This is a genomic window from Aureimonas sp. Leaf454, from assembly GCF_001424685.1.
GTDB lineage: Bacteria > Pseudomonadota > Alphaproteobacteria > Rhizobiales > Rhizobiaceae > Plantimonas.
In genome coordinates this window covers 291593-317634 of record NZ_LMQT01000024.1, presented here as the reverse complement: position 1 = coordinate 317634, position 26042 = coordinate 291593, and the positions used below count along the sequence as shown (strand labels likewise).

Genomic DNA, 26042 nt, shown 5'->3' with positions numbered 1-26042 from the left:
GCTCACGGGGCGGCGATGCCGAAGGCGCGCACGCTGGAGCGGGCGGTCGGCGAGGACAGTTCGCGCTCGGGCTTCTCGAAGACCGAGATCATCCGCCTCTCGATGCGCTCCATGCGGGCGTCGCTCGACACCTTCATGTTGGTGAGGTCGGTGACGTAGAACACGTCGACCACCTTCTCGCCATAGGTCGAGATGTGTGCCGAGCGGATGTCGAGGCTGAGGTCGGAGAGCGCGCTGGTGAGGTCGGCGAGAAGGCCCGGCCGGTCGAGGCCCTCGACCTCGACGACGGTGAACTGGTTCGAAAGGGCGTTGTCGATCGACACGCGCGGCTTGACGCTGAAGGGGCGGGCGATGCGCGGGCCCTTGCGCGCCGCCATCAGCTTGGGCATCGCGTCGCGCCCGTGGAGAAGGTTGCGGATGTGCCCGCCGATCCGCTCGGCCCGGCGCATCTCGTCCTCGTCGCCGGAAAACTCCCGGTTGAGCGTGATGATGTCGAGCGCCCGTCCGTCGGCCATGGTGAAGATTTGCGCGTCCGCGATGTTGGCGCCGGCCGCGGCGCAGGCGCCCGCGATCAGCGAGACGAGGCGCGGGTGATCGGGCGCCAGGACCGTAATCTCCGTGATCGCGCGATAGGCGTCGGTGCGCGCCTCCACGCAGAGCGCGTCGGAGCCCGCGCTCGCCCGCCGAACGAAATCGGCATGGCGGCGCTGCTCCTCGAGCGGAACGGTGAGGAAGTAGTTCTGGTAATGGAGGTCGATATAGGCGTCGCGCTCGGCGGCCGGCCAGTCCGACAGGCGCTCGGCGAGGACGTCGCGGGCTCTCGCGAAGCGCTGGGACCGGGGGGTCTGCGAGAAGCCGCCGGTCAGGACCGGCTCGGTCTCCCAGTAGAGCGTGCGGATGAGCTGGCCCTTCCAGCCGTTCCAGACGCCGGGGCCGACGGCGCGGATGTCGCAGGTGGTCAGCACCGTCAGGAGCTTCAGGCGATCGAGCGTCCGCACGCGCTCGGCGAAGTCGAGGATGGTCTTGCGGTCGTTGAGGTCGCGCTGCTGGGCCGTCATGGACATGACGAGATGGTCCTCGACGAGCCAGGCGACGAGGTCGGTCTCGCGTTCGTCGAGACCGAGGCGGGGGCAGAGCGTGCGCGCGATCCGCGCGCCGGCCACCGAGTGATCGTCCGGCCGACCCTTGGCGATGTCGTGGAGGAGAAGCGCGACGTAGAGCGGCACGCGGTCCTTCATGTCCTTGACGATGGCGGTCGAGACCGGAAGCTCCTCGCCGAGTTCGGCCCGCTCGATGCGCGACAGCATGGCGATCGAGCGCAGGAGATGCTCGTCGACCGTGTAGTGATGGTACATGTTGAACTGCATCATCGAGACGATGCGGCCGAAATCGGGGATGAAGCGCCCGAGGACGCCCGCCTCGTTCATGCGCCGCAGGTGCAGCTCGGGATCGGTGCGGTCGGTGAGGACGTCGAGAAAGAGGCTGTTGGCCTCCCGGTTCGCGCGAAGGACCGCATCGACCAGCATCAGCGAGCGGCGGATCAGCTTCAGCGCGTCCGGGTGATATTCCAGCTGCATGGCGGCCGCGAGCTTGAAGATCCGGATGAGGTTGACCGGGTCCTTCTGAAAGACGTCCTTGGCGGTGACGTTGATGCGGTTGTTGTCGATGGTGAAATCGAGCGTTCCGGGGATCTTGCGAGCGCGGTGGCGCAGGGAGCGCACGAAGTTCTTGAGGGTCGGCGCGTCCTTGGCCTCCTCCTCCTCCAGCGCGGCGCAGAAGATGCCGGTGAGGTCGCCCACGTCCTTGGCGATCAGGAAGTAGTGCTTCATGAAGCGCTCGACGTCGCGCATGCCGGGATGGGCATTGTAGCCGAGCCGGGCGGCGATCTCGCGCTGGATGTCGAAGGACAGGCGCTCCTCGGCCTTCCCCGTGAAGAAATGCATGTGGCAACGCACGGCCCAGAGGAAATCCTCGGCCTTGTGGAAGAGCCGCGCTTCGCGGCGCGAGAAGACGCCCGCCGCGACGAGCTCCTCGGAGGTCTCCAGGCGGTAATGGTCCTTGGCGATCCAGAACAGCGTGTTGAGGTCGCGAAGGCCGCCCTTGCCCTCCTTGACGTTGGGCTCGACGAGATAGCGCGTGTCGCCGCCCCGCTTGTGCCGGACGTCCCGCTCGGCGAGCTTGGCGGCGATGAAGGCGCGGCTCGTGCCCTCCACCACTTCCCTGTCGAAGCGCCGGGACAGTTCGGCAAAGAGCGCCTCGTCGCCGACGATCGGACGGCGTTCCAGGATCGCGGTGCGGATCGTGAAGTCGGCCTTGGCGAGCCGCACGCATTCCTCGACGGTGCGCGTGGCGTGGCCGACCTTGAAGCCGAGATCCCAGAGCATGTAGAGGAGGTACTCGACGAGCTGCTCGCCGAGCACGGTCTGCTTGTAGGGCAGGAGAAAGAGCAGGTCGATGTCCGAGCCCGGCGCGAGCGTGCCGCGCCCGTAGCCCCCGACCGCGACGACCGTCATGCGCTCCCCGACCGAGAGGTTGGAGCCGTCGAAGACGTGCAGGACGGCGAAGCGATAGATGGCGCGGATCAGCGCGTCCTGGAGCGCGGACAGGCGGCGGGCGCAGCGAAGACCGCTGCCCTCCTCGAAGAGCATGGCCTCGGCGGCCTTGCGCCCTTCCACCACGTGCCCCTTGAGAAGCGCCAGCACCTCGGCCCGCACCGCATGGGACGCGCCGCCGCCCTGCTCGCGCCCGACGGCGAGCGCATCGAGATCGGCGTCGAGCGAGGTCCTGTCGAGGATGCCGACGAGAAGGGCATCTGCGGTTTCGGCCCCCCCGGCGGCGCGGCGCGAGACGGTCATCCGAGCGGGCAAGGGCATGGAACGGCGTTCCCCAGGGGGTCGAAAGTCAGGATCGCTTGACCCGGCGGCGAAACGGACACGGCAACGGGCGATCGCGTCGGGCGTGCCGCCTATAAACCAGTTTGCCGCGCCACGAAACGCGGCACGGCGAGGTTCGCTCCCGGGGCAAGGTTAAGCGGCGAGCCTGTCCGGGGCCTTGAGCCGGCAGGCCCGCCCAAGGGTGTCAGGCGCCGACGATCGTTCCGCCGTTCGGATGGAGAACCTGGCCGGTGAAGTAGGAGGCATCCTCGCAGGCCAGGAACACGAGCGCGGAGGCGACCTCGTTCGGCTGGCCCGCCCGCTTCATCGGCACCTCGCTTCCGAACTCGGCGACCTTGTCGGCGGGGAAGGACATGGGGATGAAGGGTGTCCAGATCGGCCCCGGCGCGACGCCGTTCACGCGGATGCCCTTCTCCACGAGATTGGAGGCCATGGACCGCGTGAAGGCCGTGATCGCGCCCTTGGTGGAGGAATAGTCGATGAGCTTCTCGTTGCCCTTGTAGCTGTTGACCGAGGTGACGTTGACGATCGCCGAGCCGGGCTTCAGGTGATCGAGGGCGGCCTGCGTCATGTAGAAGTAGGCGTAGATGTTGGTCTCGAAGGTCTTGGCCAGCTGCTCCTCGGAAATGTCCCGGACATCCTCGGCGATCTCCTGGTGGGCGGCGTTGTTGACGAGGATGTCGAGCTGGCCGAAGGTCCGGGCGGCTTCGTCCACGGCCGCTCGGCAGAAGTCCTTCCGGCGGACATTGCCCTTGATCAGCAGCGCCTTGCCGCCTTCGGCCTCGACCAGGCCCTTCGTCTCCTCTGCGTCGCGATCCTCGTCGAGATAGACGATCGCGACGTTGGCCCCCTCCCGTGCGAAGGCGACCGCCGTCGCGCGGCCGATGCCGCTGTCGCCGCCGGTGATGATCGCGGCCTTGCCCGCCAGACGTCCGGAGCCGGGAAAGCGCGGGGTGTAATCGGGGCGCGGGTTCATCTCGTGTTCGCGGCCGGGATCGGCATTCTGGTGCTGTTCGGGAAAGTTCGCCATGGGACATGCCTTCGGATCTTGCGGGAGTTCGGGGGGCCGTGTCGTCGGCGCCCCCTCTGCCCGATCCAAGGCCGGGCGGCCGCCCGCCGTTCCTCGCCGGCCGCCTGAAAGCCCTTAGCCGTCGTCTCATCGAAGCGCCGGGCCTTCGATCGCTCCCCTCTCGATCCGGCTGACCCCCGGGCCGCTCAGTCCACATGCGCCGCGCAGGCCTTCGAGACCTTCGCGGCCGAGACCAGCCAGAGCACGAGACCGCAGACGGCGAAGCCGGCGAGCACGAGATAGGCCGCCGAGAAGCCGTAGCGGGCGACGACGAAGCCGGCGAGCGCCGGGCTCAGCGAGGCGCCGACACCCTGGATGGTCATCACGGCACCAAGACCCGCATTGACGTGGCCGGTGCCCCTGAGGATGCGGGCGACGAGGCCCGGTACCGCGACGCCGAGGAGACCCGCGCCGACGCCGTCGAGCATCTGAACCGGGATCAGCGCATAGGGGCTCGGCCAGAGGCCCGCGATCAGGCCGCGGATCGGGAGGGCGACGAGGGCCGCGACGAGCAGGAGGAAATAGCCGCGGCGTCCGGCGAAACCGGCCGCGAGCAGCGCGATCGGGATCATGGTCAGCTGCGCGATGATGACGGTCGCGGCCGTGTAGGCGACGGGATCGGCGAGGAGCGCCTGGAGGGTGGAGGGTTCGGTGACCGGGCCGCTCGCGGGGCGCCCCGATGTCGCCGATCCCGGCGCGATGGTCGTCCCCGGCGCGGTCGCGGTCGCGGTGCCGGCGGGCGCGTTGGCGGTGCCGGCGGTGGCGGCGACGGCGGCGTCTGCGGAGGGCGCTTGCGTCTGGGCGGCTTGCGCCTGCGCGGCGACCTGCTGGCCGAGCAGGGGCAGCATGGCCCCGTTGCCGAAGTGGAAGAGCATCAGCGTTCCCGCCAGGATCAGGAGCGGGCCGGATTTGAAGAGGACGCCGAAGCCGGACGGCGGCTCGCGCTCGGCACCCGCCTCGGGCTTGTCGAGGCCGCGCGCGGCGTCGTGGTCGATGTCGCCCGGCTTGATCAGGAGGACCGCGAGAATCGAGCCCGCGGCCATGACCGTCATCAGGATGAAGACGGCGGTCAGGCCGAACTCGTAGCCGAAGAAGCCGCAGCCGGCGGCGGCGGCGACGTTGCCGCCGTGGTTCCAGGCTTCGTTGCGGCCGAGCTGGTGGGCGAGGCCCTTCTGCCCGACGAGACCGAGGGTGAGGCCGGCGACAGCCGGGCCGATCGCCGCGCCCGCGATGCCGGTCGCGATCTGCGAGGCGGCCACGAAGGCGAAGGTCGGGACGAACAGGATGGCGAGGGAGGCCGCGATCACGAGGGCCGCGCAGAAGGCGACCATGAAGCGCTTGGCCTTCGAGGCGTCGGCGAGGGCTCCAAGGGGCGTCGTCGCGAGCATCCCGGCGATCCCGCCGATCGTCATGACGTAGCCGATCGTGTCGGTGCCCCAACCCTGTCCGATCAGGAAGATGCCGAGGAACGGCCCGAGCCCGTCGCGCACGTCGGCCAGGAAGAAGTTGACGGCGCTCAGCGCCTTCACGGACCGGCCCCGCGCCGGTCTGGTTGCGCTCGCGCGGCTTGCGCCACGCTCGCCGACGGCAAGGGTGCTCATGTCGATCGTTCCGGCCGAGGGCGGCATCCGGGTTGCGCGGACATCGGTCGCAGGGCGCCTCGATGTCCGGGATTCAGCGGTGCGGAAATGCCGGCGAGATCGCAAAGGTTCCCTGAGTTCTTAACGGCGGCGTCAGGATCCCGGAGCGAGTCCCTTCAACCGATAGAGCGCCTCCAGCGCCTCGCGCGGGCTCATCTCGTCCGGTGCGAGCGCGGCCAGGGCGTCCCGGACGGGATCGGCGGCCGGCTTCGGGGGTTCGGCCTTGCGCGCGGCGGCGGTGAAGAGGGGGAGATCGTCGATGAAGGCGGTGCGCTTGCCACCGCCCTCGCTCGCCCGTTCGAGTTCGGCCAGCACGTGCCGCGCGCGCTCCACGACCGCCGGGGGAAGCCCCGCGAGCTTGGCGACCTGGATGCCGTAGGACCGGTCGGCGACGCCCGCCTTGACCTCGTGCAGGAAGATCACCTCGCCCTCCCATTCCTTCACCCGCATCGTCGCGTTCCTGAGGCGCGACAGGCGGGCCGAGAGCGCCGTCATCTCGTGGAAATGCGTCGCGAACAGCGCCCGGCAGCGGTTGGTCTCGTGGAGATGCTCGACCGCGGCGAAGGCGATGGAGAGACCGTCATAGGTCGAGGTGCCCCGGCCGATCTCATCGAGGATGACGAGGGTGCGCGGCCCCGCCTGGTGCAGGATCGCGGCGGTCTCGACCATTTCCACCATGAAGGTCGAGCGTCCCTCCGCCAGATCGTCGGAAGCGCCGACGCGGCTGAAGAGACGGTCGACGACGCCGAGCCGGGCTTGGGCCGCGGGCACGTAGGCCCCGATCTGCGCGAGCACCGCGATCAGCGCGTTCTGCCGGAGAAAGGTCGACTTGCCGCCCATGTTCGGACCGGTCAGGAGCCAGATCGCGCCGGCCTCCGGCTTCTTCGTGCCGGCGGGCGGGGAGAGATCGCAGTCGTTGGCGACGAAGGCGGGGCCGGCATGGCTCTTCAGCGCGGCCTCGACCACGGGATGGCGACCGCCCTCGATCCGGAAGGAAAGGCTGTCGTCGACCTCCGGCCGCGACCAGTTCTCGGCGACGGCGAGCTCCGCCAGAGCCGCGGACACGTCGAGCACCGCCAGCGCGTGGGCGGCGGCGCGCAGCGGCTCGGCCTCGGCGACCACGCGATCGGACATGGCGCCATAGGCGGACAGTTCCAGCGCCAGGGCCTCGGCCGCCGCGCCCGCGATGCGGCTTTCCAGCTCCGCCAGGGCGTCGGTGGAATAGCGCATGCAGTTGGCCATGGTCTGGCGATGGAAGAAGCGCGTGCGACCCTCCCCGTCCGCCTGGAGCGCCGGCGCATGGGTTTCCGCGATCTCGACGAAATAGCCCAGCACGTTGTTGTGCTTGATCTTGAGGGACCGGACGCCGGTCTCCTCGGCATAGCGCCCCTGCAGGTCCGCGATGACGCGGCGCGAGCGGTCGCGCAGGGCCCTCGCCTCGTCGAGCGCGGGAATGGCACCGTCGCGCACGAAGCCGCCGTCGCGTTTGAGGAGCGGCACGTCGTCGGCCAGCCGGCCGGACAGATGCGCCTCCAGAGCCGCCGGCAGGGCCGCCAGATCGTCGCGCGCGTCGGCCAGTTCCCCCGGCAGTTCGCCGCCGAGGCGGCCGGCGATCTCGCGCGCGGCGAGAAGGCTCGACAGCACGGCCTTCAGATCGCGCGGCCCGCCCCGGTCGAGCGACAGGCGGGACAGCGACCGCTCGATGTCCGGCACCGACTTCAGGCTCGTGCGCAGCGCCCGGCGAAGATCGGGATCCTCGACGAAGGCCCTGACCGAGGCCTGCCGGCGGGCGATGGCGGCAGGCGCGGTCAGCGGCGCGGCGAGGCGCGTGGCGAGCAGGCGGGCGCCGGGGCCGGTCAGCGTGCGGTCGATGGTGGCGAGGAGGCTTCCCGCCCGCCCGCCGCCGACGGAGCGCGTGAGCTCCAGACTGGTCCGGGTGGCGGGATCGATCAGGAGGACGGCGCCCTCCTCCACCCGCTCCGGCCGCTGCAGCGCGGGGCGCGCGGCCTTCTGGGTCTTGCCGAGATAGGCCAGCAGCCCCGCCGCCGCCGAAAGCTCCGCGCGCGAGAAATCGCCGAAGCCGGCGAGCGTCGCGACGCCGTAGAAGCGGCAGAGGCGTTCCTCGGCGGTCGCCCCGTCGAAGAGGACGGCCGGCTCGGGACGCGCCAGCGCGCCGAGGCGGGCTAAGGGCTCGGCGAGACTCGCATCGTGGAAGACGGCGTCGGGCACCACGATCTCGCTCGGCTCGACGGCGAGGATGTCGGTGAGGAGACGGCCCGGCTCGCTCTGGCGCACCTTGAAAGCGCCGGTCGACAGATCCGCCCAGGCCAGCGCGAAGCTCGCGCCGGCACCGGCGCCGCCGAGGCGCGACAGCGCCATCAGGAAGTTCGCGCGGCCGGGCTCGAGCAGCGTTTCCTCGGTGATCGTGCCGGGCGTGACGAGGCGCACGACGTCGCGCTTGACGACCGACTTGCCGCCGCGCTTCTTCGCCTCGGCGGGGTCCTCGATCTGCTCGCAGACGGCGACGCGATGGCCGCGCTCGATCAGCTTGCGCAGGTAGTCGTCGGCCGAGACGACCGGCACGCCGGCCATCGGGATGTCCTGGCCCTCGTGCTTGCCGCGCCGGGTCAGGGTGATGCCGAGCGCGCGGGCGGCGATCGCGGCATCCTCGAAGAACAGCTCGTAGAAGTCGCCCATGCGGTAGAAGAGAAGGCAATCCGGATTGGCCGCCTTGATCTCGATGTACTGCGCCATCATGGGCGTCGGCCCGGCATCCTTCTCGCCCGCCATCAATCGTCCCGGCCCATGTCGCGTCCGCATCGTCCCGTTCGGGCGGGGCGGACGACGCTGAGGTCCGGCCCGTGCCGGTCTCGCCGCCGGCCCGTTCGTCCTACAGACCTTAGGGCCCTCGCAAAAGGCCCGAAACCCCGTCCTCCACGACTCCCGGCCTCGCGGAAGACACCGCGCCGAAGTGGCTTTCCCGGAAAAGGTTTGTTGCGATGCGGCAATTGCCGCGGAACCGGAATTCGAGCATAGTCGTCCCTTAGGGACAGGACGTTAGGCTCGCGAGGAAACCGATGGGACATGTTCCCGGTTTCGATCGCGAAGCTTTCCCTGCGCATCTCGCGAGGTTTTCATGCGTGTTCGTCGTCTCCCTGCCGCTCTCGGCGCCGCCCGCGGCGCCATCGTCGCCGTCTGCGCCGCCATCGCTACCTTGCCCGCCGCGGCCGACCAGAGATCGGACGTCAACGTCTACCAGTATGCGGTCGAGAATCCGGTCGACGATTCGCCGTTGCCGATTCCCCCTTCGCTCGGCGAGACCGTGCCCGTCACCGTCAGCCTCGTGCCGCTCAGCGAGGATGCGGGCTACGCCTATTTCTACTACAACGGGCGGCCGGTGATCGTGGATCTGAACACGCGCAGCGTGGTGCGATTCGGCAAGTGATGCCGCCGGGTCCCGTCGGACCCGTGGCTCGCTCGCAGACCGCAGCTTGTCTTCACGCCACGAACCTTCCCGACTCATCGCCGTAATATTCGATGTAGCGGGGGTGGATGTTCGCCACGGGCAGGACCACCAGCACGTCCGTCGTGCCGAACTGCCGGTCGACCACCGCATCCTCGCCGATATGGCCGCCGAGGCGGAGATAGCCCTTCAGGAGCGGCGGCAGCGAGGCCAGCGCGCGGCGGGGATCGGCGCCGGCCGGCGCCTCCACCACGGGGGCTCGGCGCGCGGGATGGGCGCGCACGCGCCATTCGGCCGGCGGCACGGAGATCTCGCGCAGAAAGGCGAGAGGCGTCGCGAGGCTCGAGGGGTCGGTACCGGCGAGCGAGGCGCAGCCGAAGAGCACGTCGACCCCGTGCTTGCGCACATAGGACCAGATCCCCTGCCAGAGCAGTTCGACCGTTCGCTTGCCGCGATAGTCTTTCAGCACGCAGGACCGTCCGAGCTCCAGGAAGCGCAGCCCTTCGTGCCGGGCGAGCATCGGCGTGATGTCGAATTCGGACTGCGTGTAGAAGCCGCCCGCGAGATCGGCGGCCTCTTGGCGCATCAGCCGGTACGTGCCGACGATGCGGTCCGAAAGATCGCCGTCGCGATCGTGATCGATGACGAGAAGATGGTCGCAATAGCGGTCGAAGGCATCCTTGTCGCGGCGCGTCATCTTCTGAAGCCGGGTCGGCCGTGCGGACATTTCCTCGTAGAAGACGCGATACCGCAGCTGCTGCGCGGCGCGGATTTCGGCGGCGGAGCGGGCGAGGCGCACCTCGAGGGAGCCCAGGCGCCCCAGGAGCCCCGCCTGCGGATCGAAGCGGCCGGGAATTCGGCGCACGCTCGCCGGGATCATCCCTTCGAGCGCGCTGCGGATCGCGGGGGCGAGCTGGCTCAGGGCCTCGCCTTCGGGGGTCGCCGTCCTGAAGAGGTTCATCGAAGTCTCCTTCGCGGCCGCCCGTCGGGCGTCCCATGCCTCCCCGCTTAATCTAGCTCGACAACGGTTTCGTGACCAGACGGCGGCCGGCCCGCAGAGGAAGCGGGCCGGCCCCTCGATGGCGGGGGCGCCGGGATCGACGTCGCGCGGATCGGGGCGCCGCGGCACGAAGGCCAGAGCCCGCGACGGCCGCCCGCGAACGCCTCTCCCGGATGTCTCCATGGCCCGCGTCAGCCCATCTCGACGACGAGCCGGCCGCGCACGCCGCCCGCGACGATCCGGTGGGCGGCATCGACGATCTCGTCGAAACCGATCGTGGTCGTCAGGGCCGACAGACGCGCCGGATCGAGATCGACCGAGAGGCGGCGCCAGGCTTCCAGGCGGAGCGCCTTGTCGGCCATCACCGAATCCACGCCGAGCAGCGAGACGCCGCGCAGGATGAAGGGGGCGACCGTCACCGGCAGGTCCATGCCCTGCGCGAGCCCGCAGGCCGCCACCGCGCCGTTCCGGCGCGTGCCGGCGAGAACGTTGGCGAGCGTGTGGCTGCCGACAGCGTCGACGCCCGCCGCCCAGCGCTCGCGCCCGAGCGGCTTGCCCGGCTCGGAGAGCTCGCGCCGGTCGAGGATCTCGGCCGCGCCGAGGGCCTTGAGGTAGTCCGCCTCCGCCGGCCGGCCGGTCGAGGCGATCACGTGCCAGCCGAGCTTGGAAAGAAGCGCGACCGCGACCGAGCCGACGCCGCCCGCCGCGCCCGTCACGATCACCGGTCCGTCCGCCGGCGACAGGCCGGCCTTCTCCAGCGCCATGACGCAGAGCATCGCGGTGTAGCCGGCCGTGCCGATCGCCATGGCCTGCACCGGCGTGAAGGCATCCGGCAGCGGCACCAGCCAATCCCCCATCAGGCGCGCCCGGCCGGCATAGGCGCCGTAATGCACCTCGCCGACCCCCCAGCCGTTGAGGACGACGCGGTCGCCGGCCTGCCAGTTCGGGTTTCGCGAGGCGAGCACCGTGCCGGCGAGATCGATGCCGGGAATCATCGGCCATCGCCGCACGACGGGCGAGGCCCCGGTGATGGCGAGGCCGTCCTTGTAGTTCACCGTCGTCGCCTCGACGGCGATGTCGACGTCGCCGTCCATGAGATCGCCGGCGGTCATCTCCACGACGTCGACGCGCTGGACCTTGTCCTCGCCCCGGGACACGAGAATTGCCCGAAATGCCTCGTCCATGCCGTCCGCTCCTCTGCAGCCCGCCCCATCGGGCGTCGTTCAATCCGGCCGGCTCCCAGAGGGCCCGGCCCGCCGTCCTCAGTCGCGGACCGTCTTGTCCGCGCGGCCCGAGAGAAGGAACTCGTCGAGGATCACCAGCGCCGCGCCGATCGAGATGAGGGCATCGGCGAGATTGAACACGGCGAAGCTCCAGACCGGCGTGTGGAAAAAGATGTAGTCGACGACATAGCCCAGGCGAAGACGGTCGATGAGATTGCCGACGGCGCCCCCGACGATCATCGCGAAGGCGAGATGCGACCAGCGTCGCTCCGGCGGCGTCTTCCACCAGAGCCAGCCGACGAAGAGCAGCACCGCGCCCGCCAGGAGCGCCAGACCGAGATCGTCGAACCCGTCGAACATCGAAAAGGCGATGCCTTCGTTGCGCGCATGGAAAAGCGCGAGAAACGGCAGGAGCGGGATCGAGGCGCCGAGCGGCATGGTGGCGACGACGAGCGCCTTGATCGCCTGATCGGCGACGACCGACAGAAGGATGATGAGGGCGCCGGTCCGGAAGGGCCGTCGCAGACGAGGCTCGGGCGCGACGATCGTCAAAGGGCGAGCGCCTTGCGCCGGGCCTCGAAGAGCATGACGCCCGTCGCGATGGCGAGGTTGAGGCTGTCGGCCTTGCCGGCCTGGGGAATGCGCAGGAGCTGCTCGCAGGCCTTGGCGAGCGGTTCGGAGAGGCCCGACTGTTCGTTGCCCATGAGGAGGATCAGCGGCCTCCCGGCATAGTCGGGCGTGCGGTAGTCCACGGTGCCCGCCATGTGGGTGCCCGCGACGAGGCCCCTGAACTTCGTGCGCCAGCCGAGGAACTGGCCCTCGCTGGCGCGGGCAATCGGCACGGCGAAGATCGAGCCCATGGTCGCGCGCACGGTTTCCAGCGAGAACGGATCGACGCAGTCGCCGATGAGGATCACGCCCTTGGCGCCGACCGCGTCGATCGTGCGCAGGATGGTGCCGAGATTGCCGGGATCGCGCACGCGGTCGAGTGCGACGACGACGCCGTCCTTGCCGAAATCGAGCCGGTCGAGCGACACGGTGCGCTGCTTGAAGACGCCGATGGCGCTCTGCGGATTGTCGCGCCGCGTGATGGCGCCGAGCACCTTCTCGGATGCCTCCACGAGATCGGCGCCGAGCGCCACCGCGCGGGCCGCGGCCTTTTCCAGGAGCGGATTGTGCAGCTGGGATTTGGCGACGACGAGCGTCTTCATGTCCCAGCCCGTGTCGATCGCGTCGAGCACGAGCTTCAGCCCTTCGGCGATGAAGAGACCGGTCTCGTCGCGGCCCTTCTTGGCGCCGAGCGCGCGGATGTCCTTGATGATCGGGTTGGAGACGCTGGACAGTCCCTTCACGCGGCCGGGCGCGGAGAGATCGGGGCGCTTCTCGCGGCGCTCGCCTTCGGGTTCGTCGGACATGGGCTTATGGTTTCCAGCGGGAGAAGAGCGATGTGGAGAGGAGCCGCGGCTCGTCATTCTCCTCGCGGATCACGAGTTCGCCTGACTCCACCGTGCCGCCCATGCCCCGGAAGCTCTCGGCCATCAGGGCGGAAAGCGAGAAGAACGAGGCGCGGATGGAATAGGCGGTGAGAACGACGCCGATCGGCCGGTCGGAAACGAGGTCGCGCAATCCGGCGAGAAGATGGGGCAGGTGCTCGAAGAGCTGCCAGACCTCGCCCTTCGGTCCCCGGCCGAAGCGCGGGGGATCGGCGAGGATGATGTCGTAGCGGCTGCCGCGCTTCACCTCGCGCTCGACGTAGCGCATGGCATCCTCGCAGATCCAGCGGACGGGTTTCTCCGTCAGTCCCGCGAGTTCGGCATTCTCCCGCGCCCAGCCGATCGCCTTCTTGGAGGCATCGACATGCGTCACCTCCGCGCCCGCACGCGCCGCGAGCAGCGAGGCGAGCCCGGTATAGCCGAAGAGGTTGAGGACGCGAACCGGCCGCCGCGCGGCCTCGATCGCATCCGTCATGAAGGCCCAGTGGCTCGCCTGTTCGGGAAAGACGCCGACATGACGGTAGGAGGTGAAGCGGCCGAGATAGGAGAGGCCCCGATGCGAGAGCGGCCAGGTCTCGCCGAGCGGGACCTTCGGGAAACGCCAGCGCCCGGCGCCCTCCTCGTCGGTATCGCCGGTGAAGACCGCGTCCGCGACGTCCCATTCGCGCTCGGGTCGCAGGCGCGGCCAGATCGCCTGGTTCTCCGGCCGGCGCACGATCAGCGGCCCGTAGCGCTCCAGCTTCTCGCCGTCGCCGCAGTCGAGCAGCGCGTAATCGTCGTCGGGCTCGACGGTGAGGACGAGCGGAAGGCGCTCGGTCGGCCGGGCACCGGCGCGGCGCGGCGGAGCCGGACGCGGCCCTGCCTCGGCGCGCGGCCCCTCCTCGCGCGGCTCGGCGGCACGCAGCTTGGCGTCCCGGGGCGCATCGCGGCCCGGCCTGCGACGTTCGCCGCTCACGCGAGCGGTCCGGATGAAGGATCTGCGGTCATCGGTCCATCTAACGGACGGCTCGCCAATTGGCAAAGAGCGGCGGCGGCGATCGGCGCGGCCGGGCCGACGGAGGGCTCCACGACGACCTTGCGAAAGTCGGACTCGATTTTCCCCGGAGAGGGTGCATAGGCTGTCCGCGCCGCGGCGGAACCGATGATCGCCGACGGTGAGGCGAAGCCGACGGGGACGTCGCTCGCAACCGCAGACGAACGGGAGGGACTGCATGGATCTCAAGGGTGAATACCGGCTGCCGGCGCCGCGCGAGAGGGTCTGGGCCGCGCTGAACGATCCGGACGTCCTGCGCGCCTGCATCCCCGGATGCGAGAGCCTGGAGATGAAGGGCGACAACGAGATGGCGGCGACCGTCGTCACCAAGATCGGGCCGGTCAAGGCGAAGTTCTCCGGCGAGGTGCGCCTGGAGGACATCGTCGCGCCGGAGAGCTATTCGATCGTCGGCGAGGGCAAAGGCGGCATTGCGGGCTTCGCCAAGGGCGGCGCCAAGGTTCATCTGGCGGAAGACGGCCCGGACACGATCCTCACCTATTCGGTGGATGCGCAGGTCGGCGGCAAGATCGCCCAACTCGGCGGTCGGCTGATCGAGTCCACGGCGAAGAAGCTGTCCGCGCAGTTCTTCGACGCCTTTGCGGCTCATGTGACGGGCGGAACGGCGAGCGGCGCGGAGGGGACGACCGCAGCCGTTTGAGGCCGGGCGGCGCAGTGGTCGGGGGGACAGGGCGGCGCAAAACGCCTCCGACCTGCGCTGCCAGACATCCTGTCCAGCCGGACAGTCCGCTCAGCAGGATGATCGGCGGCTTCGAGAGAGGCGATCATTCCGTGCCGCCCTGACGAAACCGATCTCCCCCTCGCGGGGGGAGATGGCCGGCAAGGCGGAAGGGGCGCATCGCGCCATCCGGTGGACGGCGCCGTCGGGCGCCACGTCCACCCGAGCCCGTCGCTCGGGCCTCAAGCCGCTCGCGGCGCCGCCAGAGCCGTCGAGCCCGGCGCGGCGATCGACGCTGCCTTCGCCCGCTCCTCGGAGAGAACGCGGACGCGCTCGCGCGCCTCGTCGGCATCGCGCTTCAGGCGCTCGATCTCGTTGCGGCGCTTCCACGCCTTGCGGCGATAGTGCGCCTGCGTGAACCAGGTTCCGAGACCGCCGAGCAGAAGGCCGACGATCACGGCGCCCATCAGGAGAATGAAGAGCGGCATCGAATAGGTGAACTGCGGCAGGGTGCCGAGCGGATCGAGCGAAACGGTGACCGGTCCCCGGTTCGAGACGCAGAAGACGATCAGCAGGATCGCCAGCGGCACGAGGATCAGGAAGGACAGGATACGGCTTACCATCGTTCACAACCTTCTTCGTCGATGATCGGGTTTCCCCGTCGAACACCGGACGTCCCGGCCCGGACCACGGCGTCGTGATCGGGGCGCCGCCGACATGGCCGGCGCCGATGAGCGAGGCGATCATCGCCCGCGCGCATCGTCGGGGATGGGAGCCTCACGCGAGACGCCCGGTCCTTCACCCCGATATGGCGGTGCCGGCGGCGGCGTCAATTCCCTGAGGATCGATGAAGCGCGTGAACTGCGCTGCAATGCGACGAAACGTGGTCGCGGCCGACGGCGCGGCCGATCCCGGACCGATACCGATCCTGTCAGGCCGCGTCGTTCAGGCGCTCGCGCAGTTCCTTGCCGGCCTTGAAGAAGGGCACCCACTTCTCCTCCACGTCCACCGCGTCGCCCGTGCGGGGATTGCGGCCGGCACGCGGCGGGCGATTCTTAACGGAGAACGCGCCGAAGCCGCGCAGCTCGACGCGGTTGCTTTCGCACAGGGCTTCCGTGATCTCGTCAAAAATCGCGTTCACGATCGTCTCGACGTCGCGCTGATAGAGATGCGGATTGCGGCTCGCGATGATCTGCACGAGTTCGGACTTGATCAAGGGAAACTCCAGGATCGCTTCGTAACGGGCATGGTGAAGAGAGCCGGCGCGCCCGGATGTTGCCCGGACACGACGCAAGGTTCGTAAGGTAACTTTACGTTACTCCGTCCGGCCTGATGGAGGCTGCCAGAGCGACAGGAGACCGTCAAGATGGCCGACGCTGCGGCCGAGCGCATCGGGGAGCGAGGTCGCGCTCGGGTCGAGGCCCAGCGTGGAGAACAGGGAAGCGCGGGCGCCGGCGAAGATGGAGGCGCCGAAACCGCCCTCCGTTTCGGGCTCGCGATCCACGATCTCGAGATCCTTTTCGACGCCGCGCGGCCCTTCCAGCCAGGCCCGGACCTCGGCTTCGCCGCCGATCGCGTCGATCAACCGGTTCTCCAGGCTCTGCCCGCCGGTGAAGACCGATCCGTCGGCGAGACGGCGCGCTTCGGCGGCGTCGAAGGGACGGCGCTCGTCGACGAGCGCGACGAACCATTCGTAGGTGTCGAGGACGGTGCGCCGGATCATCGCCTCGGCCTCCGGCGGCGCGGGGGCGAAGGGCGACGGCTCGGCCTTCAGCGGCGAGGACTTGATCGCGGAGACCTTCAAGCCGACATGTCCGAGGAGCACGGAGGCATCGACATATTGAAAGAGGACGCCGATCGAGCCGACGATGGAGGTCTGGTGGGCGACGATGTGGTCAGACGCGGCCGCCACCATGTAGCCGGCGGAGGCCGCGAGCGTGCCGACCTCGGCCGCCACCGGCTTCACGGCGGCGATCTCGCGGGCGGCGCGGTAGAGCGTTTCGCCGCCGACGGTGGTGCCGCCGGGCGAATCGATCTTCAGGATCACGGCCTTGACCCGGTCGTCCTCCTTCAGGTCCTTCAACAGTTCGAGAAGCTTCTCGTTCTCGGTGATGACGCCTTCGATGGCGACGCGGGCGATCTGCCGGCCGATCGCGGCATCGCCCCCGCCCCGCATCGTCAGCGCGAACGGCACGCCGACGACGAGCGCGCCGAGGCTGAGAATCGTGGCGACGCGCCAGAAGCCGAGCTTGCGGCGCAGGCGACGCCGGTCGATGAGGTCCTGCGCAAGGGTCACGGGAGGTCCATGGTTTACGGTTCGCTAAGGCAGCGACCGATAGACTAAGAACGCGACGAATGCCAAGCCGGTGGTTGACGCACGTGCCGCAGGCGCTAGGCAGAGGACGGAAAATCCCCATATTGGGCGACCAGTGCTATCGCTGACCGCGCGACTGATCGTCAGTCGTCCGGAAACCTCGATGCATTCTTGAAACGATGGGACCGCACGGCTTGGTCGATACGGCAGCACAGATGGACCGCGCGCACAGGGACCGTGCGATGTCGACGGCCGAGACCGGCTCCGGCCGGGACGGCCGGCGCGACGCCGAGTTCACGCGCGCCCGCCGTCACTCGCGCAAGGTTCGGGTTCTCAAGGTCGCGCTGCCGTTCGTGGCGGCGCTGATCGTCCTCGGCGGCGCCGGCGTCACCCTTCTCGCGCGCAGTCTTCCCGACGAGCTGCCGCTGAACGCCTTCGGCCTGGAAAACGGTCGTCTCGTCATGCAGGCGCCGCGTCTGTCCGGCGTCGACGGGCAGGACCGGCCCTATTCCATGATCGCCGACCGCGCCATCCAGTCGTTGACGGGCGGGGGCGGGGTGGAACTCGAGGCCGTGAAGGCGGAGGTCGGCATCAGCGCCGACGCCACCGCGGCGATCGTCGCCGCGCGCGGCCTCTACGATGCCACGGCCCAACGGCTCCGGCTCTTCGAGGGGCTGCACGTCCAGACGTCGGACGGCATGGTCATCGACATGTCCGGGGCGGACATCCTCCTCGACGACGGGTCGATGGAGGGCAGCGGCCCCGTCGAGATCCGCACCGACGGTCAGACCATCGAAGCCGGCACGCTGTCCGTCGCCGACGGCGGAAAGACTCTCAGCTTCCGAGGCGGCGTCAAGATGACCCTCCTCCCGTCGTCGGGCGACACGACGACATCCCAGCCTTCCCCGCCGCCGACGAACGGCGCCAGCGACGATGCGACACCGGAGTGACCGACATGAAGCGTCTTCTTCTCCTCGCGGCCGCGGCCGCCCTCGCCGCCGGAACCGGCAGCGCCCTTGCACAGGCCTTCGGCAATTCCTTCAACGGCCTGCAGGTTTCCAACGACCAGCCGATCGCGATCGAATCGGACCAGCTCGACGTCGACGACGCCAAGTCCGTGGCGACCTTCACCGGCAATGTGAACGTGCAGCAGGGCGAGACGCTGCTGAAGACCTCGAAGCTCGTCGTCTATTACGCCAAGAAGCCCGAGGGCGGCGCCCAGCCGGTCAAGACGGCGGCGGCGATGCCCGGCGGATCCAACGAGATCGACCGGCTGGAGGCTAGCGGCAAGGTCTACGTGAAGTCGGCCGACCAGGTCGCCACCTCGGAAAAGGCCAATTTCGACATGAAGACGCAGATCGTCCTCATGACGGGCAACGTCGTGATGACGCAGGGCGAGAACGTCGCCCGCGGCGAGACCCTGACGATCCACATGGACACGGGCCTCGCCCGCCTCGGCGGCGCGAAGTCCGGCGGACGCGTCAAGATCCTGATGGCGCCGAACGCTTCGCAGCCGGCGCAGTAGACGGTTCGCGGCGCGAGGAGGCGCGCGGAGGAGGCACCGGACGGTCTGCGTCCCGTGCCAGCTGCCAGGGCCAGGGCCCGTGCCAGGATGCAACGGACCGCGCGCGGCCGGCACCGACGAGAAGGATCAGCGCGACCCATGATATCTTATGCGACTCCGGCATCCCCGGCGCAGAGCCGCGGCGACGAGCCGGAGACCGGGTCCGCCCATCGCGGCCCCGCACCGGGCGCGGCCCCGCGCATGGACAGCGCCGAGGGCACGCTGATCGCCCGCGGCCTGTCCAAGGCCTATCGCGGGCGGCGCGTCGTCGACGGCGTCGACGTCTTCGTGCGTCGCGGGGAGGCCGTGGGGCTGCTCGGCCCGAACGGCGCGGGCAAGACGACGTGCTTCTACATGATCACCGGCCTCGTGCCGGTGGACCAGGGACGCATCGAGCTCGACGGGCACGACATCACGGGCGTGCCGATGTACCGCCGCGCGCGGCTCGGCATCGGCTACCTTCCCCAGGAGGCCTCGATCTTCCGCGGCCTTTCCGTCGAGGACAACATCCGCGCCGTCCTCGAGGTCGTGGAGCCGAACAAGCGCGAGCGCGAGGATCGGCTGACCGCGCTGCTCGAGGAGTTCCACATCGAGCACCTGCGCAAGAGCCCGTCGACCGCCCTGTCCGGCGGCGAACGGCGGCGCTGCGAGATCGCGCGCGCGCTGGCCTCCCGGCCGACCTTCATGCTGCTCGACGAGCCCTTCGCGGGTGTCGACCCGATCGCGGTCGCCGACATCCAGGGGTTGGTGCGTCACTTGACGCAGCGCGGCATCGGCGTTCTGATCACGGACCACAACGTCCGGGAAACGCTCGGCCTCATCGACCGTGCCTACATCATGCATGCCGGTGCCGTGCTGACGCATGGCCGGCCGCAGGAGATCGTCGACAATGTCGACGTGCGCCGCTTCTACCTCGGCGAGCAGTTCACCTTCTGAGGCGATCACGCCCCTTTCGAGGGCGGGGCGCATTGACAAGCAAGATGCGGACCAGTTTGATGAGGACCGTCAGCCGGCGCCGAAAAGGGCAGCCGCGGACCGGTCCATTCGCCTTGCCGCGCATCGGCCAGGGCAGACCCATCCGCAGCCATTGCCCAACGCGTGACCGGCCTGCCTCCGAAGGAGGCTGACAAGCGGGGCGTAGCGTTATGATGATGTCGGCCAAGCTTCAGATGCGGCAGAGCCAGTCCCTGGTGATGACGCCCCAGTTGCTGCAGTCGATCCGCCTCCTCCAGTATTCGCATCTCGAACTCCAGGCCTTCGTCGACCAGGAGATGGAGCGCAATCCCCTTCTGGACGCGGGAGACGGGGTCGAGGTCGACTGGCGCGAGGCCGCCGGGGCCGAGCCCCCGGACGCCGTCACCGCCGCGACCTCCCCGGCGGAGACCGCCTTGTCCGGCGAGCGCCAGGACGGCGAGGCGATCGCCGACGGGTTCGAGGTCGGCGCTTTCGACGGCCCGGGCTTCGAGGAGGGCGGCGATGCCGCCCCGGCTCTGGCCGAGCCCGAGCGCGAGCGGCGGTCCGAGCTGTCGGACGGACTGCCCGGCGCCGGAACCGGTTCGGGCGGCGGGGGAACCGATGCGGACGGAGCGCCCTCGATCGAGGGCTTCGCCGAGCCGCGTCCCTCGCTCGCCGTCCATGCGCTCGGCGAACTCGCGGAGGCGATCGCCGATCCGCTCGACCGGCGCATCGCGGAGGCGATGGTCGAGCATCTCGACGAGGCGGGCTATCTGCGGATCGACGTCTCGGAGATGGCCGTCGCGCTCGGCGTTCCCAAGGCAAGGCTCCTGCGCATCCTCCGCCGCCTCCAGGCGGAGGCCGAGCCCGCCGGTCTCTTCGCCCTCGACCTGGCCGATTGCCTGTCCATACAGCTGCGCCGTCAGGGCCGCCTCGATCCCGTGATGGAGACGGTCCTCGCCCATCTCGATCTCCTCGCCCGGCGCGATTTCGCGACGCTTCGCCGGTTGACGGGCGAGGACGAGGCCGGGCTCCTGGACATCCTGGCCGAGATTCGCCGCCTCGACCCCAAACCCGGCCATGCCTTCGAGAGCGGACCGGCCGATGTGGTCGTGCCCGACGTCGTCGTCAGCGAGGCCTCCGACGGATCGTGGCGGATCGAGCTCAATCCCGCCGCGCTGCCGCGCGTCCTCGTGCATTCCCACTATGTCGAGCGCATCGCGACGGGACGGCTTTCGGCCGACGAGCGCACCTTCCTCACCGATTGTCACGCCTCCGCCAACTGGCTCGTGCGTTCGCTCGACCAGCGCGCCCGCACGATCCTCAAGGTCGCCTCGGAAATCGTGCGCCGGCAGGACGGTTTCCTGACGGAGGGGATCACCGGCCTGAAGCCGCTGACGCTGATGGCGGTCGCCGAGGCCGTCGGCATGCACGAGTCGACGATCAGCCGCGTCACCGCCAACAAGTACATCGCGACCCCGCGCGGCACGTTCGAGCTGAAATTCTTCTTCACCGTCGCCATCGCCTCGACCGGCGGGGGCGATCCCCATTCGGCCGAAAGCGTGAAGCACCGCATCCGGACGCTCGTCGCCGCGGAAGGCCCCGGCGCCGTCCTGTCGGACGACGACATCGCCGACCGCCTGAAGGAGGAGGGCGTCGAACTCGCCAGACGAACGGTCGCCAAGTATCGCGAGGCGCTCGGAATCCCTTCCTCGATCCAGCGTCGGCGGGAGATGAACGCGCGGCGGATCGCCTCTTGAAACGGGCGGGATCGACCGTCCGCGGTCATCACGGGATGTTTCGCGAAGTCGCGCGGCGTCACCGGCGCGTTGACAGGCCGGGCGGAGGTTCTTAGAAGGCGCCACCCGACCGGGTCGCCCGGGAAGCGGAACGTGGCGGAGAAACCCCCGCTCTCGCGCCGCGTTCATGAGAAGACCCGCCACCATCCCGGCGGCGGGTGTCGACGAAGCGGAAACGGCTACGGCACGTCCGGAGGGAGCTTTGCAGATGAGTGTTCGGGTTTCGGGAAAGCATATGGATGTCGGCGAGGCGTTTCGCTCGCGCATCGAGGACCGCCTGGACCAGTCGGTCGGAAAATATTTCGACGGGAACTACACGGGAACCGTGACGCTGACCAAGGAGGGCACCCGCTTCTCCGCCGATTGCATGCTGCACCTGGATTCCGGCGTGGTCTTCCAGGCCGCCGGCGAGACCCATGACCCCGAAGCGAGCTTCGCGGAAGCGGTCGACCGCATCGAGAAACGCCTGCGCCGCTACAAGCGCCGCCTCAAGGACCATCATTCCGGCCTGAACGGCCAGCGCGAGGTCGCCTACAGCGTCGTCGCCCCGATGCCGGCCGAGGAAGACCACGAGATTCCCGAGGATTACGCGCCCGCCATCATCGCGGAGACCTCGCTGAAGGTCGGCACGATGACGGTCGCCGGCGCGGTGATGGAGCTCGACCGCCGGGACAGCCCGGTCGTCGTCTTCCGCAATGCCGGAAGCGGCGAGGTCAACATCGTCTATCGCCGCCCCGACGGCAATTTCGGATGGGTCGATCCCTCGACCTACAAGACCGCAGGCTAAACTTGGCCTCGGCCCTCCCATCCGGGACCGACGCATCGGCCGGTCGCCTTCGGGCGGCCGGCACGGCGTCGCCCCGCCTCGGCTGGCCGACGCCGTCGGCCGCCGCTTGTGCAGGAAACCATCCCGCTCGATGAGTGTACCGTCTTCTTCCTCGGCGCCGACGATGGATCTGGCCGATCTGATCGGCCCGGATACGATCCTGCCGTCGCTGCGCGGCCATACCAAGAAACAGGTCCTGCAGGAGCTCGCCGAACGCGCGGCCCTGCGCACGGGCCTCGGCGAACGCGAGATCTTCGAAACCGTCCTGCAACGCGAGCGCCTGGGTTCGACGGGCGTCGGCAACGGCATCGCCATTCCCCACGGCAAGCTGGCCGCCCTGCCAGGCCTCGTCGGCGTCTTCGGGCGCCTGCACCGTCCGGTCGACTTCGAGGCGCTGGACGACCAGCCGGTCGATCTCGTCTTTCTCCTGCTCGCGCCGGAGAATGCAGGCGCGGACCACCTGAAGGCTCTCTCGAAGATCGCCCGCCTGCTGCGCAACGGCGATATCGTCGCCAAGCTCCGGGCCTCGCGCGATGCCGAGACGATCTATTCGCTGATGACGCAGACGCCGCCGCCACACGCGGCCTGACCGGGCCTCGCGCGCCACAACGGGGCCTTTCCAAAGGATCGAGCCGGATCGTCCGAGGCGCCCCTTGCGGCCTTCCGCGCCGATCGAAAGCGTCGAAGGCTTCCTCGTGCCTTGGCACCAAGGGCAAGCCGCTCCAACCGCGCCGCCGAGGATGTGCGCTTTGCCTCAAACGCGAACGGCCCGCCGGATTGCGCCGGTCAGGCCGTCATGACGTCGCGCACGTCGTTTTCGCGCTGCGGTCGAAGGACGTCGCGGAAGGCCGATCCTGTCGACCCGTCCCTCCTCAATGCGTGCTGACGGCGAGAAGCTCGTTTTCGGTCGCGCTCGCCAGAATGCTGCCGCGGTCGTCCGAGACCGCCAGCGGCGTTCCGTCGGCCGCAAAGAGCGCCCAGAGATTGAGGCCGGGCTGGATCGACTTGGCGGATGGGAAGCGCGCGCGGATATCGTCGGACGACATCAGGCGGAGATAGGCGAGGTGCCCCTCGCCAATGGCGGCGAGATCGGTTTCGGTGACGGTCGGACGGAAGGTCATGATCGGGTTTCCTTGTCTAGCAAGCGAAGGACGGCAAGCGAAGGACGGCAGGTTCAGGACGGCAGGCGGAGCGTGGGCCGGCTTGACGACGGCTCCGGTCCTCCCGAGGACGGTTCGAGGAAGGCGCAAGGCTCGAAGCGCAACCGCTTCAATCGGAGACTGCGATTTCGATCCTCTTGACGATCCGTTCCGGTTCGGGCCGGGCGAGATCGATCAGGAGAAGGCCGTTCTTCAACTGGGCGCCGAGAATCTGCATGCCGTCGGCGAAGAGGAAGGATTTCTGGAACTGCCGGGCGGCGATGCCACGATGCAGAAACTCGCGATCCTTCTCCTCGGCCTGTCGGCCGCGGATCGTCAGCTGGTTCTCCTCCGTCGTCACCTCCAGATCATCCGGCCGGAAGCCGGCGACCGCGAGGGTGATGCGCAGGAGGTCCGTGGCCGGGCGCCCGTCGGGCGAGGTCCCACGAATGCGTTCGATGTTGTAGGGAGGATATCCCTCGCCGCCCTTACCGATCCGCTCCAGCGTCTTCTCCACGGCATCGAAGCCGAGAAGCAGAGGGCTCGAAAAGGGCGTCATCCGGCTCATCGTCTCAAGTCCTTGTGAAAGCGACTTATTATCGAAGACCCTTGGAAGCGGCGTCTTCGTCGGTACGGGACTGATATGGATTTCGATCCCGTTCATTTCAACCTTTGCGATCCGCCATCGAAAAAGGCGGACCATCCCGGATGGTCCGCCCGAAGCGTAAACAAATCATGCCGTGCGGCCCCGCGAGGATCGCTCGGGGGCCGGTTCCTGTCATGAGGCGACGGCGCCCGGCCGAAAGTTGAGGACGACGCCGTTGATGCAGTGGCGCTTGCCCGTGGGCTGGGGACCGTCGTCGAAGACGTGGCCGAGATGCCCGCCACAGGTCGCGCAGTGGACCTCGGTGCGGGGATAAACGAGCTTGTAGTCCGTGGACGTGCCGACCGCCCCGTCGACGGCGGCATAGAAGCTCGGCCAGCCCGTGCCGGAATCGAACTTCGTCTGCGAGGAATAGACCGCCGTGTCGCAGCCGGCGCAATGATAGAGGCCGGCCTTCTTGTTGTCGTTGAGCTGGCTGGAAAAGGGCCGCTCCGTCGCCTCCTGCCGCAGGATCGCGAACTGATCGCCCGTCAGCTTCCGGCGCCACTCGTCCTCGCTGAAGGAGACGGGAAACGATCCTTCCGCGCTCACGGCGGATCGGGACAGGGACAAGCCGAGGGCGGCCGCGCCGCCGGCGAGAATCGAGGTGATCAGAAATTGTCGACGCTGCACGGCATCCTCCGGATTGGCTTCGAACGTCAGGTCCTCGGCACCAGCCTTGCGACGATGCGAGCTTGTTGGAAACTCAAGTGGACGTGATGGGCCGAGGCCACAAGATCCGCGCCCAAACGACACGGCCCCGCGTTCCGGGCGATGCCGGAAGCGCGAGGCCGCAAGATCGATGGGATCCGCGCCGCCGGCGACGCGAACCCCGATCCGCCGTTGATTACTTCGGCATGAGGACGGTGTCGATCACATGGACCACGCCGTTCGACTGCAGCACGTCGGCCTGGGTCACGGTCGCCTTGCCGCCCTTGGCGTCGGTGATGGTCAGCTTGTCGCCTTCCATGGCGAGCGTCAGCTCCTCGCCCTGCACCGTCTTGACCATGTGCTTGCCGCCGTCGTCCTTGACCATCTTCATCGCATCGGCCGCGAGCGCCTTGGCCGGGACGACGTGGTACGTCAGGATGCTGGTCAGCATCTCCTTGTTCTCGGGCTTCACCAGCGTGTCGACCGTGCCGGCCGGCAGCTTGGCGAAGGCGTCGTTGTCCGGCGCGAAGACCGTGAACGGACCTGCGGTGCCGAGCGTCTCGACGAGACCGGCAGCCTTGACCGCGGCGACGAGCGTCGTGAGGTTCGACGCGTTCGGTGCGTTCTCGGCGATCGTCTTGTCGGCATACATCGGTGCGCCGCCGACCGTCACCGGCTCCTGGGCGAAGGCCGCGCCGGCGGAGCCGACGAGAACGGAGGCGAGGAGGGCGTTGCGAACGAAGGACTTCAACATCGTGGCGTTCCTTTTGATGAGAAAAGGGATGCCTTCCATGAACGAAAGGTGGACCAGATACGGGTGAACCCCTGATCCGGACGCATCCGCCTCGATCACAGATTGTTGAGAAGACCGTCCAATTCTTCGTGCTGCGTCATTGTGTCTTGGGACGCGCGAGGATCACCTGCAGACGAGGTCGTCGAACGGCCGCCGATGCTCGCTGGAGCTGCGATGCTCGTTCGTTTCCGGATGGCGGTTCCGCCCGCATAGCGGTTCCGCCCGCGGTGCCGGATCGGCCGCGGGTCCGGTTGCCAGCCCGCGAGCACGGGCATCTCCGTCGCCGCCGCCGCATCGACCCCAGGGGCCGGCGTCCGTCAGTCTCCGTGAAGCGGGCGACCGCGCCCCTTCTTCGTTTCCGACCGTCCCTTCTTGGCGTCGAGCCGTCGCTCGATCGAGCCCTTGGTCGGACGGGTCTTCTTGCGGGGCGGCGGCGGCGGCACGAGGGCGGCGCGGATCAGTTCGGCGAGGCGCTCGCGCGCATCCTCGCGATTGCGCTCCTGCGTGCGGTGGCGCGACGCCTCGATCAGGATCTCGCCGGCCTTCGTCGCCCGGCTGCCCGCCAGCCGCATCAACCGCACCGCCACCTCGTCGGATAGGACACGGCATCCCCGCGCATCGAAGCGCAGCTGGACGGCGGTCGCGACCTTGTTCACGTTCTGCCCGCCCGGCCCGCTCGCGCGGATGAAGCTCTCCTCCAGGAACGCCTCGGGGATCAGCACGCTGGGACCGACGCGCAGTCCCACCTCCTCGGCCATGATCCGCCCTCCTGTCGGCGCCCTCGGCACCCGCCCGTCCGCGCCTCCGGCACCGATCCCGGCGGACATGGGAGCTGGACCTTGGCGTCGTCAAGCCGCCAGACGCCGAA

Annotated in this window: 25 protein-coding genes; 8 read left to right on the top strand and 17 right to left on the bottom strand. The window is 69.0% G+C overall.

Annotated elements, in window-relative coordinates; all coding sequences use genetic code 11:
* Positions 1-2: 2 nt before the first annotated feature.
* The 4 genes from ASG43_RS20775 to mutS all read right to left on the bottom strand — a co-directional run bounded on the left by ASG43_RS20775 (position 3) and on the right by mutS (position 8393).
* Entirely contained in the window at positions 3-2855 is a 2853-nt protein-coding gene (locus tag ASG43_RS20775) for a [protein-PII] uridylyltransferase (protein ID WP_082491090.1), read from the bottom strand.
* Between the two features lie 223 nt (positions 2856-3078).
* Positions 3079-3924 (bottom strand): SDR family oxidoreductase, encoded by an 846-nt coding sequence (locus tag ASG43_RS20770; protein WP_056508933.1) that lies wholly within the window; start codon positions 3922-3924, stop codon positions 3079-3081.
* Positions 3925-4109: 185 nt separating this feature from the next.
* Positions 4110-5564 carry an MFS transporter gene (locus ASG43_RS20765; RefSeq protein WP_056509260.1) on the bottom strand — a complete coding sequence of 485 codons (1455 nt, stop codon included), beginning with the start codon at positions 5562-5564 and terminating at the stop codon, positions 4110-4112.
* A 132-nt stretch (positions 5565-5696) separates the two neighbouring features.
* Positions 5697-8393 carry a DNA mismatch repair protein MutS gene (gene mutS, locus ASG43_RS20760; protein WP_244488179.1) on the bottom strand — a complete coding sequence of 899 codons (2697 nt, stop codon included), beginning with the start codon at positions 8391-8393 and terminating at the stop codon, positions 5697-5699.
* Positions 8394-8739: 346 nt separating this feature from the next.
* Between mutS and ASG43_RS20755 the strand changes: the two genes are divergently transcribed.
* Positions 8740-9048 carry a DUF1236 domain-containing protein gene (locus ASG43_RS20755; RefSeq protein ID WP_056508930.1) on the top strand — a complete coding sequence of 103 codons (309 nt, stop codon included), beginning with the start codon at positions 8740-8742 and terminating at the stop codon, positions 9046-9048.
* 52 nt (positions 9049-9100) lie between these two features.
* Here the strand turns inward: ASG43_RS20755 and ASG43_RS20750 are convergent, their stop codons facing one another.
* From ASG43_RS20750 to ASG43_RS20730, 5 genes are all read right to left on the bottom strand, one after another.
* Positions 9101-9946, bottom strand: a complete 846-nt coding sequence (locus ASG43_RS20750; protein WP_244488189.1) for a GNAT family N-acyltransferase — start codon at positions 9944-9946, stop codon at positions 9101-9103.
* Between the two features lie 311 nt (positions 9947-10257).
* On the bottom strand, positions 10258-11250 hold the full coding sequence (locus ASG43_RS20745) for an MDR family oxidoreductase (RefSeq protein ID WP_056508922.1): 993 nt from the start codon (positions 11248-11250) through the stop codon (positions 10258-10260).
* 78 nt (positions 11251-11328) lie between these two features.
* On the bottom strand, positions 11329-11814 hold the full coding sequence (gene lspA / locus ASG43_RS20740) for a signal peptidase II (protein ID WP_056509254.1): 486 nt from the start codon (positions 11812-11814) through the stop codon (positions 11329-11331).
* Positions 11815-11837: 23 nt separating this feature from the next.
* Entirely contained in the window at positions 11838-12704 is an 867-nt protein-coding gene (locus ASG43_RS20735; RefSeq protein WP_056508918.1) for an RNA methyltransferase, read from the bottom strand.
* Positions 12705-12708: 4 nt separating this feature from the next.
* Positions 12709-13737 carry a class I SAM-dependent methyltransferase gene (locus tag ASG43_RS20730; protein ID WP_056508917.1) on the bottom strand — a complete coding sequence of 343 codons (1029 nt, stop codon included), beginning with the start codon at positions 13735-13737 and terminating at the stop codon, positions 12709-12711.
* A gap of 256 nt (positions 13738-13993) precedes the next feature.
* On the opposite strand from ASG43_RS20730, the gene ASG43_RS20725 reads away from it, so the two are divergent.
* Positions 13994-14473: a carbon monoxide dehydrogenase subunit G gene (locus ASG43_RS20725; RefSeq protein ID WP_056508914.1), complete on the top strand. Its 480-nt coding sequence runs from the start codon at positions 13994-13996 to the stop codon at positions 14471-14473.
* 260 nt (positions 14474-14733) lie between these two features.
* Here the strand turns inward: ASG43_RS20725 and ASG43_RS20720 are convergent, their stop codons facing one another.
* From ASG43_RS20720 to sppA, 3 genes are all read right to left on the bottom strand, one after another.
* The gene (locus tag ASG43_RS20720) at positions 14734-15114 is read right to left on the bottom strand and encodes a lipopolysaccharide assembly protein LapA domain-containing protein (RefSeq protein ID WP_056508911.1); all 381 of its coding nucleotides are present in this window, start codon (positions 15112-15114) and stop codon (positions 14734-14736) included.
* 308 nt (positions 15115-15422) lie between these two features.
* Complete coding sequence (locus tag ASG43_RS20715; RefSeq protein ID WP_056508908.1) at positions 15423-15707, bottom strand: integration host factor subunit beta; 285 nt, start codon at positions 15705-15707, stop codon at positions 15423-15425.
* A gap of 99 nt (positions 15708-15806) precedes the next feature.
* A complete protein-coding gene (gene sppA / locus ASG43_RS20710; RefSeq protein WP_056508904.1) occupies positions 15807-16787 on the bottom strand; it encodes a signal peptide peptidase SppA in 981 nt (326 codons plus the stop codon).
* A gap of 260 nt (positions 16788-17047) precedes the next feature.
* On the opposite strand from sppA, the gene ASG43_RS20705 reads away from it, so the two are divergent.
* The 6 genes from ASG43_RS20705 (at position 17048) to ptsN (ending at position 22537) form a co-directional block, all read left to right on the top strand.
* Positions 17048-17755 carry a hypothetical protein gene (locus ASG43_RS20705; RefSeq protein WP_156386815.1) on the top strand — a complete coding sequence of 236 codons (708 nt, stop codon included), beginning with the start codon at positions 17048-17050 and terminating at the stop codon, positions 17753-17755.
* Between the two features lie 5 nt (positions 17756-17760).
* Positions 17761-18330: an LptA/OstA family protein gene (locus ASG43_RS20700; protein WP_056509252.1), complete on the top strand. Its 570-nt coding sequence runs from the start codon at positions 17761-17763 to the stop codon at positions 18328-18330.
* Positions 18331-18570: 240 nt separating this feature from the next.
* Entirely contained in the window at positions 18571-19305 is a 735-nt protein-coding gene (gene lptB / locus ASG43_RS20695) for an LPS export ABC transporter ATP-binding protein (protein ID WP_056509248.1), read from the top strand.
* 209 nt (positions 19306-19514) lie between these two features.
* Complete coding sequence (gene rpoN, locus ASG43_RS20690) at positions 19515-21083, top strand: RNA polymerase factor sigma-54 (protein WP_056508901.1); 1569 nt, start codon at positions 19515-19517, stop codon at positions 21081-21083.
* A 247-nt stretch (positions 21084-21330) separates the two neighbouring features.
* Positions 21331-21909, top strand: a complete 579-nt coding sequence (gene raiA, locus ASG43_RS20685; RefSeq protein WP_056508900.1) for a ribosome-associated translation inhibitor RaiA — start codon at positions 21331-21333, stop codon at positions 21907-21909.
* Positions 21910-22072: 163 nt separating this feature from the next.
* Positions 22073-22537, top strand: a complete 465-nt coding sequence (ptsN, locus tag ASG43_RS20680) for a PTS IIA-like nitrogen regulatory protein PtsN (RefSeq protein WP_056508897.1) — start codon at positions 22073-22075, stop codon at positions 22535-22537.
* Between the two features lie 283 nt (positions 22538-22820).
* Here the strand turns inward: ptsN and ASG43_RS20675 are convergent, their stop codons facing one another.
* From ASG43_RS20675 to arfB, 5 genes are all read right to left on the bottom strand, one after another.
* Positions 22821-23069, bottom strand: a complete 249-nt coding sequence (locus ASG43_RS20675) for a DUF1150 domain-containing protein (protein WP_056508894.1) — start codon at positions 23067-23069, stop codon at positions 22821-22823.
* Positions 23070-23217: 148 nt separating this feature from the next.
* On the bottom strand, positions 23218-23655 hold the full coding sequence (locus tag ASG43_RS20670; protein ID WP_056508892.1) for an Hsp20 family protein: 438 nt from the start codon (positions 23653-23655) through the stop codon (positions 23218-23220).
* A gap of 210 nt (positions 23656-23865) precedes the next feature.
* A complete protein-coding gene (gene msrB, locus ASG43_RS20665; protein WP_056508889.1) occupies positions 23866-24363 on the bottom strand; it encodes a peptide-methionine (R)-S-oxide reductase MsrB in 498 nt (165 codons plus the stop codon).
* Positions 24364-24577: 214 nt separating this feature from the next.
* Positions 24578-25135 carry a fasciclin domain-containing protein gene (locus tag ASG43_RS20660; protein ID WP_056509244.1) on the bottom strand — a complete coding sequence of 186 codons (558 nt, stop codon included), beginning with the start codon at positions 25133-25135 and terminating at the stop codon, positions 24578-24580.
* 356 nt (positions 25136-25491) lie between these two features.
* Entirely contained in the window at positions 25492-25932 is a 441-nt protein-coding gene (arfB, locus tag ASG43_RS20655) for an alternative ribosome rescue aminoacyl-tRNA hydrolase ArfB (protein ID WP_056508886.1), read from the bottom strand.
* Positions 25933-26042 lie beyond the last annotated feature (110 nt).